Annotated in this window: 11 protein-coding genes and 2 riboswitches; of the genes, 7 read left to right on the top strand and 4 right to left on the bottom strand. The window is 68.0% G+C overall.

From position 1 onward, the window contains the following. Nucleotides 1-86: 86 nt before the first annotated feature. The 6 genes from FHS28_RS04520 to FHS28_RS04495 all read left to right on the top strand — a co-directional run bounded on the left by FHS28_RS04520 (nt 87) and on the right by FHS28_RS04495 (nt 6,002). Nucleotides 87-653, top strand: coding sequence for a gluconokinase (locus FHS28_RS04520; RefSeq protein ID WP_246409480.1), 567 nt, complete (start codon nt 87-89; stop codon nt 651-653). 134 nt (nt 654-787) lie between these two features. After that, complete coding sequence (locus FHS28_RS04515; protein WP_088449694.1) at nt 788-1,237, top strand: TRAP transporter small permease subunit; 450 nt, start codon at nt 788-790, stop codon at nt 1,235-1,237. Then, nucleotides 1,237-2,538, top strand: coding sequence for a TRAP transporter large permease (locus tag FHS28_RS04510; RefSeq protein ID WP_088448895.1), 1,302 nt, complete (start codon nt 1,237-1,239; stop codon nt 2,536-2,538). Before FHS28_RS04515 ends, FHS28_RS04510 begins: the two co-directional genes overlap by 1 nt. 86 nt (nt 2,539-2,624) lie before the next feature. Continuing rightward, nucleotides 2,625-3,653, top strand: a complete 1,029-nt coding sequence (locus FHS28_RS04505) for a TRAP transporter substrate-binding protein (protein WP_088448896.1) — start codon at nt 2,625-2,627, stop codon at nt 3,651-3,653. A 219-nt stretch (nt 3,654-3,872) separates the two neighbouring features. After that, entirely contained in the window at nt 3,873-4,841 is a 969-nt protein-coding gene (locus FHS28_RS04500) for a substrate-binding periplasmic protein (protein ID WP_088448897.1), read from the top strand. A 36-nt stretch (nt 4,842-4,877) separates the two neighbouring features. Beyond that, nucleotides 4,878-6,002 (top strand): patatin-like phospholipase family protein, encoded by a 1,125-nt coding sequence (locus FHS28_RS04495; RefSeq protein ID WP_088448898.1) that lies wholly within the window; start codon nt 4,878-4,880, stop codon nt 6,000-6,002. A 70-nt stretch (nt 6,003-6,072) separates the two neighbouring features. Here the strand turns inward: FHS28_RS04495 and FHS28_RS04490 are convergent, their stop codons facing one another. The 4 genes from FHS28_RS04490 to gcvT all read right to left on the bottom strand — a co-directional run bounded on the left by FHS28_RS04490 (nt 6,073) and on the right by gcvT (nt 12,057). After that, on the bottom strand, nt 6,073-7,539 hold the full coding sequence (locus FHS28_RS04490) for an L-serine ammonia-lyase (RefSeq protein ID WP_088448899.1): 1,467 nt from the start codon (nt 7,537-7,539) through the stop codon (nt 6,073-6,075). A 24-nt stretch (nt 7,540-7,563) separates the two neighbouring features. Next, the gene (gcvP, locus tag FHS28_RS04485) at nt 7,564-10,452 is read right to left on the bottom strand and encodes an aminomethyl-transferring glycine dehydrogenase (protein ID WP_184294141.1); all 2,889 of its coding nucleotides are present in this window, start codon (nt 10,450-10,452) and stop codon (nt 7,564-7,566) included. Between the two features lie 32 nt (nt 10,453-10,484). Beyond that, nucleotides 10,485-10,859, bottom strand: coding sequence for a glycine cleavage system protein GcvH (gcvH, locus tag FHS28_RS04480; RefSeq protein WP_088448901.1), 375 nt, complete (start codon nt 10,857-10,859; stop codon nt 10,485-10,487). 73 nt (nt 10,860-10,932) lie between these two features. Continuing rightward, nucleotides 10,933-12,057 carry a glycine cleavage system aminomethyltransferase GcvT gene (gcvT, locus tag FHS28_RS04475; RefSeq protein WP_088448902.1) on the bottom strand — a complete coding sequence of 375 codons (1,125 nt, stop codon included), beginning with the start codon at nt 12,055-12,057 and terminating at the stop codon, nt 10,933-10,935. 122 nt (nt 12,058-12,179) lie between these two features. Beyond that, a riboswitch (glycine riboswitch) is annotated at nt 12,180-12,325 on the bottom strand. Between the two features lie 26 nt (nt 12,326-12,351). Beyond that, a riboswitch (glycine riboswitch) is annotated at nt 12,352-12,477 on the bottom strand. Nucleotides 12,478-12,588: 111 nt separating this feature from the next. Between gcvT and FHS28_RS04470 the strand changes: the two genes are divergently transcribed. After that, nucleotides 12,589-15,273 (top strand): hypothetical protein, encoded by a 2,685-nt coding sequence (locus tag FHS28_RS04470; RefSeq protein WP_184294139.1) that lies wholly within the window; start codon nt 12,589-12,591, stop codon nt 15,271-15,273. Nucleotides 15,274-15,312 lie beyond the last annotated feature (39 nt).

The following is a 15,312-nucleotide window of genomic DNA, read 5'->3' as shown; positions in this document are numbered from 1 at the left end:
GACAACCGACGGCGAACGTTTCGCCGTCTCTTTTTCGATAACGGGACAGCGCTATCCAACCGGATGGCGGAGCAGAAAGGCCAGACATGGCTGAAGAAGACAATGGCTGCGCGTCCATCGTGGTGATGGGCGTGGCGGGCTGCGGCAAGACGAGCGTGGGCGCTGCTCTCGCGCGCCAGCTGAAATGGCCCTTCGTGGAAGGGGACGCCCATCATTCGGCCGCGTCCATCGCCAAGATGCAGGCCGGCCAGCCGCTCACCGACGAAGACCGCTGGGGCTGGCTGGACCGCCTCGGCGCGCTGCTGCAGGCTCCCGGCCCGGTGGTGTTGAGCTGCTCCGCGCTGAAGCGGGTGTATCGGGACCGTCTGCGTCAGGCGAGTCCGTCGCTGCAGTTCGTCTTCATCGACATCGACCGCAGCCTCGCATTGACCCGGGTGACGGCCCGCGCCTCGGGGCATATCTTCCCCGCCAGCCTGGTTGACAGCCAGTTCAATACGCTGGAGTCGCCGGTCGGCGAGGCCGGTGTGATGACGGTGTCGGCCGAGCTGTCGCTGGATGAGCAGATCGCATCGATCCTTGCCCAGCGGGCGAGCCTCGCAGCTGGCGCCAGCCTGGCGCACCCTGATCCCGCGTCCAAGGAGACCCGCGCATGACGCCCACGCCTGCATCGTCCCCGCTGTCGTCGCCCTCGCCGGTCCCGCAGCGTCCGCCGGTCCCACCCGGCAACGACCAGCCGCCCCCCGTGCACGGCCCGCGTCCGCTGTGGCTGCGCCTGGCCGAAGGCGCCATGGCCCTGTGCCTGGCGGTGATGGCCCTGGCGGTCTTCATCAACGTCGTGCTGCGGTATGGCTTCGGCAGCGGCGTGGCTGCGAGCGAAGAGCTGTCGCGGCTGCTGTTTGTCTGGATGGTGTTCATCGGCGCCACCGCGGCCTATCCGCTGGGGGAGCACATGGCCTTCACCAGCCTGCTGCTGCCGCTGCGGCGCCGTCGCAGGCTGATGACCGTCATCGCCGCACTGATCCGCCTGGCCGTCGTGGCTGCCGCTGGCATGGTGGCCTGGGGCGCCTGGCAGCAGGTCGTCGTGGGCCTGGACAGCCGCTCAGTGGTGCTCGGGTATTCCAACGCCCTGCTGCCGCTGCCGGCGCTGATCAGCAGCGTGCTGATCGGCCTGATGGCGCTGTGGCAACTGGTCCGCGCCCAGCCGCTCAATCTCGATCATGAACTGGAGGTCGAGTGATGACCGGCATCAGCAACGAGGCACTGTCCTTCATCATCTTCATCGCGGGCATGCTGGTCCTGATGGGCCTGGGCATTCCGATGGCGTTCGCGCTGGTGCTCACCGGCGCCGGCATGGCCTGGGCGCTGGACTTCTGGGACACCCAGCTGCTGGCGCAGAACCTGGTGGCCGGCATCGACAGCTTCCCGCTGCTGGCCGTGCCGTTCTTCATCCTGGCGGGTGAGCTGATGAACTCCGGCGGCATCAGCCGGCGCATCATCGAGATGGCGCAGGCCTGGGTGGGGCACATCCGCGGCGGGCTCGGCTTCGTCGCGATTGGCGCGGCCGTGCTGATGGCCAGCATGAGCGGCTCCGCGCTGGCGGACACCGCCGCCCTGGCCACCATCCTGCTGCCGATGATGCAGCGCCACGGTTATCCGATGGCCACGTCCGCCGGCCTGATCGCCTCGGGCGGCATCATCGCGCCGATCATCCCGCCGTCGATGCCCTTTGTGATCTACGGGGTCACGACCAACACCTCCATCTCGGCGCTGTTCGTCTCCGGCATCGTGCCGGGCCTGTTCATGGGCGCCGGCCTGCTCATCGCCTGGAAGCTGCAGCTGCGCAAGCTGAACCTGCCGGAAGGCCAGGCGCTCTCCTGGAACGACCGGATGCGCGCCACCTTCAAGGCCTTTTGGGCGCTGCTGATGCCGGTGATCATCATCGGCGGTATGAAGTCCGGCATCTTCACGCCGACCGAAGCCGCCGTGGTGGCCGCGTTCTATGCGCTGGTGATCAGCTTTGTGGTGCACCGCGAAATGTCGGTGGGCCAGTTGCACGGCGTGCTGGTGCGTGCTGCCAAGACGACCGCGGTGGTGATGTTCCTCTGCGCCGGCGCGCAGGTGGCCAGCTACATGATCACCCTGGCCGATCTGCCGGGCGTGCTGACGCAGTGGCTGGGCGGGCTGATCGAATCCCCGCGACTGCTGATGGCGCTGATGATGGTGCTGCTGGTGCTGATCGGCACCGCGCTGGACCTGACCCCCACCATCCTGATCTTTGCGCCGGTGATGCTGCCGATCGCGGTCAAGGCTGGCATTGATCCCGTCTACTTCGGCCTGATGTTCGTGCTCAATGGCGCCATCGGTCTGATCACGCCGCCAGTGGGCACGGTGCTCAATGTGGTGGCGGGTGTGGGGCGGCTGTCCATGCATCAGGTGATCAAGGGGGTGAATCCGTTCCTGCTGACCTATGTGGTCATCCTCGTGGCGTTCACCTGCTTCCCGGCGCTGGTCACGGTGCCGATGCACTGGTGGCGCTGAGCGACCGCTTCCGCAGCGACCCCGCAACCGTTCCGCACGATTCAAGCATTCAACAAGACCGATCCAGGTCCAACCAGGAGACTCTCATGAACCGCTCCCCGATCCGCCGCCGTCTGGCCCTCGCCGCCGCTTGCGCCTCCGTGCTGCTGGCCGCGCTGCCCGCCGCCGCGCAGGACATCAAGCCCCGCCTGATCCGCTTCGGTTATGGCCTGGCCGAGAACAGCAACCAGGGCCGCGCGGTGAAGGTCTTCGCCGACGAGGTGCAGAAGCTCTCCGGCGGCAAGATGAAGGTGCGTGCCATCGGCGGCGCTGCGCTGGGCCCGGACACGCAGATGCAGCAGGCGCTGATCGGCGGCGCTCAAGAGATGATGGTGGGCTCCACCGCCACGCTGGTCGGCATCGCCAAGGAAATGGCGCTCTGGGACACGCCGTTCCTGATCAACAACACCCGTGAAGCCGATGCGCTGCTGGACGGCCCGGTGGGCGACAAGGTCCGCGGCAAGCTGGAAGAGAAGGGCATGGTCGGCCTGGTCTATTGGGAGAACGGCTTCCGCAACCTGACCAACAGCAAGCGTCCGGTCACCAGGCTGGAAGACCTGGACGGCATCAAGCTGCGGGTGATGCAAAACAATGTCTTCCTGGACAGCTTCAAGCAGCTGGGCGCCAATGCGGTGCCGCTGCCGTATTCCGAGCTGTTCACCGCGCTGGAGACCAATGCGGTCGATGGCCAGGAGAATCCCTACAACACCATCCTGTCGGCCAAGTTCTTCGAGGTGCAGAAGTACCTGACGGTGACCAACCACGTCTACAGCCCGTGGATCGTGACGGTGAGCAAGAAGTTCTGGGACGGCCTGTCGAAGGACGAAAAGGCTGTGCTGCAGAAGGCCGCCGTGGCCAGCCGTGACTTCGAGCGCAAGGACACACGCGACGAGGCCGCCAAGGCCCTGGCCGCACTCAAGGCCAAGGGCATGCAGGTCAACGAACTGAGCCCTGCCGAAGCCACCCGCATGCGCGACAAGCTGACCCGGGTGAATGCCGGCGTGGCGGCGCAGGTGGGCATGGATCTGTGGAACGAAACGCAGGCCCAACTGACCAAGCTGCGCGCAGGCAAATAAAGCGGCCTCGACCACGGCGCGGTCCGTCCTGACGCACCCGGACCCGGGCCCCCCGACACCGCCCCCAGGACACCGCGCCCTCGCGCCGCGCTCGCGCGTCGCGCTTCCACGCAGACCCGGGCGGCGTGTGTTCTGCACGGGGCGCAGGCGCGCAGTGGTTTCGGTCCGCCCCTATCATCACCGTCCAATACTCCGTACAACGGCATCGGACGACCAGATATGCAGCGACGACATGTGGCCGCGATCGGGCTGGCCTGTGTGGCCTCGCCGGCCGGCGCCTTGCTGGCTGCCACTGGCAGCACCGCCAGGACGAGCCCCTTGGGACCCTCGCCGCGTGCCAGCGGACCCCTGGCCGCCAGCGGCGGCATGGCAGGTGGCAGCGCTACCGGCACCGGCACCGGCCCCGGCGTTGAGGCCGGCAGCACCGGGCCCGGCAGTCTGGGTCGCCTCCAGGGCCCCAACGGTGCGCCCTCGGCCGGTCAGGCCGGCGTGCCGCTTCCCGCGTCGCTACGCCTGTTGACCGAGGAGTTTCCCCCCATCAATTTCAGCGAAGGCGGCGTGCCGCGCGGCCTGACGGTGGACCTGGTGCAGGCCATCCAGCAGCGGCTGGGCCAGGACTTGCCCATCCAGGTGCTGCCCTGGGCGCGCGCCTTCCGGGAAGCGCAGGAGGCCATGCCCACCGCGCTGTTTGCCACCGCACGCATTCCGGAGCGCGAGTCGCTCTTTCAATGGGTGGGGCCGGTGGTCCAGTTCCGCAGCACGTTTTACGCCCGGGCCAACGTCCCGATCGCGACCCGCAACCTGGACGACGCCCGCCATGCCAGCCGCGTCCTGGTGGTGCGGGACTGGTATACCGCCCAGCAGCTGCGCACGGCGGGGTTTCGCAATCTGCAAACCGTGAGTGATCCCGTGCAGGGCATCCGGATGCTGATGGCGGGCCGCGCGCCGCTGCTGGCCGGCGAGCGGGTCTCCATGCCCCGCACCCTTGAGCTGGCCGGCGTCAAGCCGGCGCAGCTCCGGGAGCTGTTCAGCTTCGCGGTCAACGAGGGCTACATCGCCTTTTCCCTCAGCACCCCCAAGGCCACCGTGGCCGCCTGGCAGGCCCGTCTGCAGGACCTCAAGCGCGACGGCACGTTTCAGGCCATCTACAAACGCTGGCTGCCAAACGAGCCATTGCCAAGAAGCTGAGCCCGGCTATATTCCTGGCGTCCCCTGGAGAGACCCATGGCGCCTACCCCCCATTCCCATGCACCGGCCCCTGTCGGTCGCCCCCTGGACCTGGCCCTGCAAGGCGGTGGCTCGCACGGCGCCTTCACCTGGGGCGTGCTGGATGCGCTGCTGGAAGACGGGACCATGGCGATGGACGGCGTGTCGGGCACCAGTGCCGGGGCGATGAACGCTGCCGTGCTGGCCACCGGCATGGCACAGGGCGGGGCGGCCGGCGCGCGTCAGGCGCTGCGGTCGTTCTGGCAGGCCGTCTCCGGCGTCCCCAGTGTGTTCGGCATGATGGGAGAAGTGTCGCCCAGCCCGGATGCCGCGGGCGCCCATGCGCCACCGCCCTGGATCTACAACCGCAATGCCTGGCCCGCAGCGGTGGCCTGGGACGCCTGGTTGCGCTTGTGGAGCCCCTACCAGCTCAATCCTTTCAATCTGGACCCCTTGCGCGACATCGTCCGCCATCATGTCGACGAGGACGCGCTGCGCAAGGGGCCGATCAAGGTGTTCGTCACCGCCACCTCGGTGCGCACCGGGCAGCCACGGGTCTTCAGCGACGGGGACCTGAGCATCGAGGCATTGATGGCGTCGGCCTGCCTGCCGCGCAGTGCGCAGACGGTGGTGATTGATGGTGAGCCGTTCTGGGACGGCGGATTCTCCGGCAATCCCTCCCTGTGGCCCCTGGTCTACGGCACCCAGACGGATGACGTCCTGTTGGTGCAGATCAACCCACGGGAGCACGACGCCATCCCCAAGACCGCTGCCGAAATCGACGACCGGATCAACGAAATCACCTTCAATGCCAGCCTGGTGGCGGAACTGCGGGCGATTGCGTTCGTGCAACGCCTGTTGCGAGACCGCCGGGTGGACCCGAGTCACTACAAGGCGATGCGGCTGCACCGGGTGGCGGACGAGGCCGGGCTCGCGCCGTTCGGCGCGTCGAGCAAGCTCAACACCGACTGGCGGCTGCTGACGACGCTGTTTGAACTGGGGCGGGGCGCTGCGCAGCGCTGGCTGGCGTCTTGCGGGCAGAAGGTGGGGCAGGAGAGCACGCTGGACATCGGCGAGGTGTTCCTCGCCAACCGCGTTCACAAGGGCGCCGGGGAAGCCGGCGACAAGCCGCTGCCGCTGTAGGGGCGAATGCCAACGCGCGCACAGGCCGCGTGAACGACGGGGAGCGTGAGGCTGCGTACCGCGCCCGACCTCAGCACTCGACGATGTTCACCGCCAGGCCGCCGCGGGCCGTTTCCTTGTATTTGGTCATCATGTCCGCGCCGGTTTCGCGCATGGTCTTGATGACCTTGTCCAGGCTCACATGGTGGGTGCCGTCACCGCGCAGCGCCATGCGCGCGGCGTTGATCGCCTTGACTGAGGCAATCGCGTTGCGCTCGATGCAGGGGATCTGCACCAGTCCGCCCACCGGGTCGCAGGTCAGGCCCAGGTGGTGTTCCATGCCGATCTCCGCCGCATTCTCGACCTGGGCCGGCGTGCCGCCCATCACCGCGCAAAGCGCCGCAGCGGCCATCGAGCAGGCCACGCCCACCTCGCCCTGGCAGCCGACTTCGGCGCCGGAGATGGACGCGTTTTCCTTGTAGAGAATGCCGATGGCGGCTGCCGTCAGCAGGAAATCGATGATGCCGTCTTCATGGGCGCCCAGGGCCGGATTGGTCCGTCCACCGGGGCCGTTGCGGGTGGCGTCCACGCCGCCGCGCGGCGCGGGCGGCGGTGGGTTCACAAAGCGCGCGTAGTAGTGCAGCACGGCGGGAATGATGCCGGCCGCCCCGTTGGTCGGGGCCGTCACCACACGGCCACCGGCCGCGTTTTCTTCATTCACCGCCAGCGCGTAGAGGTTGACCCAGTCCATCACCTGGAGCGGATCGCGCAGGGCGGCTTCGGCGTCACTGGTCAGCTCGCGGTGCAACTGCGCCGCACGTCGGCGCACCTTGAAGCCGCCGGGCAGGATGCCTTCGGTGCGGCAGCCGCGCTCCACGCAGCTCTGCATCACCCGCCAGATGTTGAGCAGCCCGGCGCGGGTGTCTTCGTCGCTGCGCCAGTGGCCCTCGTTGCGCCGCATGATCTCGGCGATCGAGCAATGCTCCCGCTCGGTCAGCGCCAGCAGTTCCGCACCGGTCTTGAACGGGTAGGGCAGCACGGTGGTGTCCGGCGCAATCTGCTTCTGACGCGAGCCGTCCGCCAGCACTTCCTCGGTCACCACGAAGCCGCCTCCCACCGAGTAATACACCCGGTTCTGCAGCTCGTTGCCTTCGGCGTCGAAGGCAATCAGACGCATGCCGTTGGCATGCAGCGGCAGGCTCTGGCGCCGATACAGCACCAGGTCCCGCGCTTCGTCAAAGGCGATCTCATGCTCGCCGCCCAGCGCCACGCGCTTGCGGCCGCGAATCTCTTCCAGGATGGCGGGGATGCGTTCCACATCCACTGTGTCCGGCTCATGGCCGGCCAGGCCCAGCAGCACGGCCTTGTCGCTGCCGTGGCCCTTGCCGGTAGCTCCGAGCGATCCGTAGAGCGCCGTGGCCACCCGCACCGTGCGGTCCAGCTGACCCTCATGCCGCAGACGCTGCACAAAGAGCCGGGCCGCCCGCATCGGGCCGACGGTGTGGGAGCTGGACGGCCCGATGCCGATCTTGAAGAGATCAAAAACAGAAACGGCCATGCCGGCACCCCACTGAGCTGAGACTTATTGGTAGTCCGACACCGGCGGGCAGCTGCACACCAGATTGCGGTCGCCGTAGACGTTGTCCACGCGGCCCACCGGCGACCAGTACTTCACCTGGCGCAGGGCAGCCACCGGGTAGGCGGCTTCGTCCCGGCTGTAGCCATGGGTCCATTCGGTCTTGAGCAGGCTTTCCGCGGTGTGCGGCGCGTTGACCAGGGGGTTATCCTCCTTGGGCCAGCTGCCGGCTTCCACTTTGCGGATCTCTTCGCGGATCTGGATCATCGCGGCGATGAAGCGGTCCAGCTCGAACTTGGATTCGCTCTCGGTCGGCTCGACCATCAGCGTGCCCGCCACCGGGAAGGACAGCGTCGGCGCGTGGAAGCCGTAGTCGATCAGGCGCTTGGCCACGTCTTCGGCGGAGATGCCGCTGGTGTCCTTCAGGGGACGCAGGTCCAGAATGCACTCGTGCGCCACGCCGCCGCCCTTCAGGCCGTCGATGTTGCCGCTGAAGTGGATGTCGTAGTGACCGGCCAGGCGGGCGGCCACATAGTTGGCCGACAGGATGGCGGTTTCGGTCGCGGCCTTGAGGCCGGCTTCACCCATCATGCGGATGTACATCCACGAGATGGGCAGCACGGCCGCATTGCCCAGCGGCGCTGCGCTGACGGCGCCGATGGCGGTCTTCTCGCCCAGGCCCGCGCTGCGATGCGCCGGCAGGAAGGGCACCAGATCTTCCACCACGCAGACCGGACCGACGCCCGGGCCGCCGCCGCCGTGCGGAATGCAGAAGGTTTTATGCAGGTTCAGGTGGGACACGTCGCCACCGAACTGGCCGGGGGCTGCCACGCCGACCAGCGCATTCATGTTGGCGCCGTCCACATAGACGCGGCCACCATGCTCATGCACCAGGGCGCAGATTTCCTTCACATGGGTGTCGAACACGCCATAGGTGGAGGGGTAGGTGATCATGATCGCGGCCAGATTGGCGCTGTGCTGTTCGCACTTGGCCTTCAGGTCGGCCAGATCGATGTTGCCTTCCTTGTCGCACTTGGTGACCACCACCTGCATGCCGACCATCTGGGCGGATGCAGGATTCGTGCCGTGGGCGGATTCAGGAATCAGGCAGATCTTGCGATGGGCTTCACCGCGCGACTCGTGCCAGGCCTTGATGATCAGCAGGCCGGCGTATTCGCCCTGCGAGCCGGCATTGGGCTGCAGCGACACACCGGCATAACCGGTGGCCTGGCACAGCCAGGCGGTGAGCTGCTGGTCCAGCTGGGCATAGCCCTGCAGCTGGCTCTGCGGTGCGAACGGATGCACCTGTGCGAATTCCGGCCAGGTGATGGGGATCATCTCGCTGGTGGCGTTCAGCTTCATCGTGCACGACCCCAGCGGGATCATGGTGCGGTCCAGCGCCAGGTCCTTGTCCGACAGCTGACGCAGGTAGCGCAGCATCTCGGTTTCGGAATGGTGGCGGTTGAAGACCGGATGGGTCATGAAGCTGCTGGTGCGCACCAGATCCGCAGGGATCAGCGCCGCCACGGCGGTGGTGCCTTCGAAGGCGTCCGGCACGGCGCGGCCTTCGGCGAAGACGGTCAGCAGCGCCTGCAGATCGGCGCGGGTGGTCGTTTCGTCCAGCGAGAGGCTCAGGCTGTCGTCGCTGGCGCGGCGCAGGTTCATGCCGGCGGCCACGGCGGCGGCCATGATCGGCGCGGTGTGGGCGCCGGTGCGCACATGCAGCGTGTCGAAGGCGGCTTCATGGGCCAGCGTCAGGCCCAGGCCCTTCAGGCCCTTGGCCAGCACGGCGGTGTAGCCGGCGACCCGCTGGGCGATGCGCTTGAGACCCTGCGGGCCGTGGTAGACCGCGTACATGCTGGCCACAACGGCCGGCAGCACCTGCGCGGTACAGATGTTGGAGGTGGCCTTTTCGCGGCGGATGTGCTGCTCACGGGTCTGCAGCGACAGGCGGTAGGCCGGCTTGCCGTGGCTGTCCACCGACACACCGACCAGACGGCCCGGCAGGCTGCGCTTGAACTCGTCCCGGCAGGCCATGTAGGCGGCGTGCGGACCGCCCGCGCCCATCGGCATGCCGAAGCGCTGGGTGGTGCCCACGGCGATGTCGGCGCCTTGTTCGCCCGGCGCCTTGATCAGGGTCAGGGCCAGCAGGTCGGCGGCGACCACCAGCAGGCCGCTTTGGCCGTGCACCGCATCAGCGATCGGCTGCAGCGAACGGATCAGGCCGTTGACGCCCGGATACTGCACCAGCGCGCCGAAGCATTCGGTCTTGCCGGCATCTTCCGCCGCGCCCACCTGCACGGTGATGCCCAGGGGCTCGGCACGGGTGCGGATCACTTCCAGGGTCTGCGGCAGCACGTCGTCCGCCACGAAGAACACCTGGCTCTTGCTCTTGCCCACGCGGGCCGCCAGCGTCATCGCTTCCGCGGCGGCGGTGGCTTCGTCCAGCATCGATGCATTGGCGATGGCCAGACCGGTGAGGTCGCAGACCATCGTCTGGAAATTCACCAGCGCTTCCATGCGGCCCTGCGAGATCTCCGCCTGATAGGGCGTGTAGGCCGTGTACCAGGCGGGGTTCTCGAGGATGTTGCGCAGGATCACGCCCGGCGTCAGGGTGCCGTAGTACCCCTGGCCGATGAAGCTCTTGAGCAGCTGGTTGCGGCTCGCGATGGCCTTGAGTTCGGCCAGCGCCTGCGCTTCCGTCACCGCCTCGGGCAGTTCCATGCGGGCAGCCCGCTTGATGCTGGTCGGCACGATGGCGTCGATCAGCGCTTCGCGCGAAGCGGCGCCGATGGCGGACAGCATCAGCGCTTCATCGGTGGCATCGGGGCCGATGTGGCGGGCGTGGAACTCGCTGGAGTTTTCGAGGTCGGCGAAGGAGGGCAGGGCGGACATGGCGGTGATCCTGTGGAGCGGCGGTCTCAGTCTCAGCTGTTCTTGAGCAGTTCGTCGTAGGCGGTGCTGTCCATCAGGCCGTCGGTCTCCGACGGGTTGGACAGCTTCACCTTGAAGAACCAGCCGGCCTTCAGCGGGTCGCTGTTGGCCAGGGAGGGGTCGTCACGCAGGGATTCGTTGACTTCCACGATCTCGCCCGACACGGGGGCGTAGACGTCGGCGGCGGCCTTCACCGACTCCACCACGCCGGCCACTTCCTTGGCGGCGAAGCTCTTGCCCACCTCGGGCAGGTCCACGAACACGACGTCACCCAGGGCGTCCTGGGCGTGCACGGTGATCCCCACGGTGGCGGTGCCGTCGGCGTGGATCTCGACCCATTCGTGGTCGGGGGTGTATTTGATGGTCATGAGAGGCTCCGTCAAAAAAGGGCGGAAGGATGAAAGGGAAAAACGAAAGTGCTGACGCAGCTTCCGGCGGCGGTCAGCCGCGGAAGTATCCGTTGGGGGTGAACGGCGTGGAAGAGACCGTCATCGGGGTGCGCTTGTCACGCACCAGGGCGAACAGCTGGGTGCCCAGGGCGGCATGTGCCTTGGTGACGTAGGCGAGGGCGACCGGCTTGTTGACCGTCGGGCCGAGGGTGCCGCTGGTGACCACGCCGACTTCCTCGCCAGCTTCGTTCACCAGCTTGGCGCCTTCGCGCACCGGCATGCGTTCACTGCCCACCAGGCCCACCCGCTTGCGGGCGGCGCCTTCGGCCAGCTGACGGTCCACCACGGCGGCGCCGGGATAGCCGCCGGCACGTTCGCCGCCAGCACGGCGGACCTTCTGGATCGCCCAGGTCAAAGAGGCTTCGACCGGGGTGGTGGTGGTGTCGATGTCGTGGCCATACAGGCACAGGCCGGCTTCCAGGCGCAGCGAGTCGCGCGCACCCAGGCCGATCGGCTTGACTTCCGGCTGGGCCAGCAGCTTGCGGGCCAGTTCCACCGAGCGGTCGGCCGCGACCGAGATCTCATAACCGTCTTCGCCGGTGTAGCCGGAGCGGGTCACGAAGGTGGGGATGCCGTCCAGCTCAAAGAAGCCGCCGGTCATGAAGACCAGCCTGGCGACGTCCGCATTCAGGCGGGACAGGGCCGTCACCGCTTGCGGGCCCTGCAGCGCCAGCAGGGCCTGGTCGGGCAGGGGGCGCACTTCGCAGCGGCCGCCCAGGTGCTTCTGCATGTGGGCGATGTCCTGGTCGCGGCAGCCGGCATTGACCACCACGAACAGGCCGTCGGTGCGACGGGCGACCATCAGATCGTCCAGGATGCCGCCGTTCTCGTCGGTGAACAGGGCATACCGCTGCTTGAACAGTTCCAGGCCGATGATGTCCACCGGCACCAGGGTTTCGAGGGCGGCGGCGGCGTCATCACCCACCAGCAGCACCTGACCCATGTGGGAGACGTCGAACAGGCCGGCCGCGGTGCGGGTGTGGCGGTGTTCGGTCATGACCCCAGTGGGGTATTGCACTGGCATGTCGTAACCAGCGAAGGGCACCATCTTGGCGCCGAGTTCGACGTGCAGGGCGTGCAGGGGGGTCTTGAGCAGGGCGGCGGTGTCAGCGGACATGGATCGTCTCCGGGGGCATTCTGAAAGCCATTCAGTCCCGGATGCCGCGGCTGATCAACCGGTGGGGATTCGGGAACGAATCGCGGTTTTTCAGACGCCGACGCCGGCGGGCTGAAATGGGGGATGCCCTCGCTGTCCGCTTTACCTGAGAGATTGGCCGAAGAGCGGCTGGTGTGACCAGCAGATCCGCGGCTTGCCCCTTCGGTGGGCGGGCTCAACCCGGGCACCTGGCCCTGGGTCCACCCCGCCTCTCTCCAGTGAGGAACGCTGGTGCGCCGCTGAAGCGGTGCGGCCAACGTCTTGCCAGTCCTTTTGCCTGAGCGTTCGCAGCTGCGCGCCGGACATTCCGGGCTTCTACCACTGCGCCTTCGGCGGCTCCCACGGCTTGCGCCGACGGGAACTCTCTCCTGACCTGCGCATTGTAGTCATGGATTGCCCTTCAGTGATGGTTCGGCCTTGTCATGCGAACTCCGCCGATCGCGTCGGGCACCAAGGCGGCTGATGTGTTGAAAGGCTCCGCGCCCAGTTGCCATGTTCCAAGTTCGTATGTCCGAAGTGATCGAGTCCGCCTCGAACCATGCCCACGCGCCGGAAGTCACCGACGCGACATCCGCCGCCGGCGGGAATGCCCCGTCGGCTTCGCGGGTCACGCCGTCCGCCCCACCGTCGGTGGTCCTGAGCGCCACGCCGATGAAGCCGGCCCCGCAGGCGACGGCTCAACCGCTGCTCGACCGCCACTGGTGCATGTCTTCCAGGCTGCCGTTCGTTCCGGCCCACTTCCTCGTGCTGCCGGACGGGCTCAGGATGCCGGCAGTGGGCCAGAGCGACTGGTGTGACCCTCTGGGGCCGGAGACGGCCCGAATCAACGCCACGCCGCTGTCGCTGCGGCCGGCCGACGCCCAGCGACCGGGTCACACCCGCAGCTTGCGGGAAGGCGTGACCAACTGGAGCCAGTTGATGAAGCAGCCGGTGGTGCTGCAGATGCAGTCGGTGGTGCAGCCGAACTCGCGCGCGGCTGGGGGTTTCGCCACCGCCTTGCTGGCCACCGGCACCACCGACCTGATTGCGGTGGACGCCCTGGTCCGCCACCCGGATGCCGCGGAGGCGGCCGGTCCTGCCGCTGCGCATGGCAAAACGCCCGCGCTGACCCAGAAAGCGCCGGGTTTCCCGGTGGCCTTCCCGCTGGACAACCCGCTGACGGACGCGGTCACCGACAGTTGCCGTTACGCCTTCCCGGCGGAATCCCCCTACACCTCGGTCAAGACGGAGACCGTTGCGCCGACGAAGCGCAAGGGCGGCATCCCGCAGGGCCAGTTGACGATCTCGCTGGAGGGCGCCGACGGGCGCTGCTTCCAGCATCGGGTGCGCACCCACACCCTCAATCTGAATTCGCCTCACTGGGCCCACCAGCTCCTGTACGCCCTGAATGTGCGTTTCCTGGAGAGCGACAAAAAACCGCTGCAGCTGGCCCTCATGTGCAAGGACGGCGCCACCGCGTCTGGGGCGGTCGCCACCGCGCTGCACGGCATGGAGTGCCTGGAGGCCTTGAACCGCGGCGACCTCCACATGCCGGATGAGGCCGCGCTCGCCGCCCGCCTGGACGACTTCATCCGCGCCGGGCAGTCGGTACGCAGTCCGGAATTCGCGAAGGTGGACGGCAAGCCGGTCGACACCCGGCGCATGGCCCGCGACCTGTGGCAGGCCTGGGCCTCGCTGCAGAGCAAGCCGGACTCGGTGGCGGTCCAGACCCTTCGGCGTCATCAGCTGGACGAAGGCGTCTGGCTGAACTCGGACGACACGACGCCGCTGCTGGACGCGGTAGACGGGGCGACGACCTCGACAGAAACGGCGGCGCCGTCCGGTACCCGCCAGTCCCGCTTGGCCCGCCTGCTGTCGTCAAGTTCCGAAGACTCCGGCGTGCTCTCGGACACCACCTTGGCGAGCAGCCAGTTCTCCACCCTGGCGCGAGGGCGGGGTGCCGCTGCATTGCCGCCCATGCAGGAGGTGGGAGACGGTGAAGGGGATCGGTGGGCGGACGTCGATGCCGCGGTGCAGTCCCCCGTCACGTCGCCGGCCGCCACGCTGCCGCGAGCAGTGAAGGGGCAGGTCGCCGATGTAACCGTCGATTCGGCCGCCGATGTAACCGTCGACTCGGTCGTGCACGCCACCGCCACGCGCACCGTGCCGCGCACGCCCGCCCGTGCGATTGATCTGCCGACCACGGAGGGTCGGCGCGCCCGGATTTTCCATCCCGCGCACAGGGCGACTGACGCCAAGGTCCAGGCCATGGTGGCGCATCTGACGGCGCCGGCTTCGGATGCTGCGGCAGCCAGGACGCGGTCACCCGCGTCCGCGAGTTCTCGCGCTTCGGATCTCTGGAACGCGAGCGGCAGCACGCCGCGGGGCGTCTTCGCCACGTCCGGCGCCCGCGCAAAGCCCCCGTTAACGCCGCTGCAGACCGCGCTGAGCCTGGCCGAGAGCCGCAGCGCGGCGCAGGGGGCCTCCGTGGACGACCTCTACCGTATCCCCAAGCCCATCCGCAAGCTCTGGATGCCGGGCGGTTCGAAGTTCACGGAATTCCTTCCGCGCCTGGACGGCCTGGTCAACGAGATGACCGCGCGCACGGGGTTGGTGGGCTTCCTGCGCGCCCGCTTCACCGACCCGCTCACCCGCACGCTGGAGCCGCACACCCACTGGGCGCGCGAACTGATCGAACAGGTTCAGGCGGAGGTGACGCGCGACCTTCAATCGCGGGCCGGGCCGTCGTCCGAAGCGCCGCCGGACGTCGATCAGACGCTCGTCGCGACGGCCGCCCATGAAGCGGTGAAGCAGCTGGTGTCCCGTCGCTTCGAGCAACTCACGCCCCGCGAGCAGACCCGCTGGCGTGAGCGCGTCGATGGGCGGAGCCCACGCTTCGAGCTGGCGCTGAGCAGCAGCCAGCAACGGGTGCATGAGCTGCCCCGGCGGTTGTCACCGAACAGCCCCCAGGCCGATGCGCCGCTGGCAGCCCCGCCGCTGAAGGCGCCACCGATCTTCATGCGCCGGCACAAAGACCGTCCTGACGCCGCCCGACCCGTTGCCGACGGAGACGCACTCCGCCAGCGCAGCGCCGAGGGCCTGCGCAGCCCCGAAGGCATCCGCCAGATGGTGGACCGGGAATGGTCCACCCATTGGGTGCTGAGTCTGGCCCGGGATGTGGCGGGGACCCGTCGCTGATCGCAGCTTGACCGTCAGCAGAAGCGGGCGCCTGGAAGC

The sequence above is a fragment of the Roseateles terrae genome, from assembly GCF_014192155.1.
Taxonomy (GTDB): Bacteria; Pseudomonadota; Gammaproteobacteria; order Burkholderiales; family Burkholderiaceae_C; genus Roseateles; species Roseateles terrae.
Note: the sequence above shows the minus strand (reverse complement) of the source record. Positions and strands in the feature narration are given on the sequence as shown.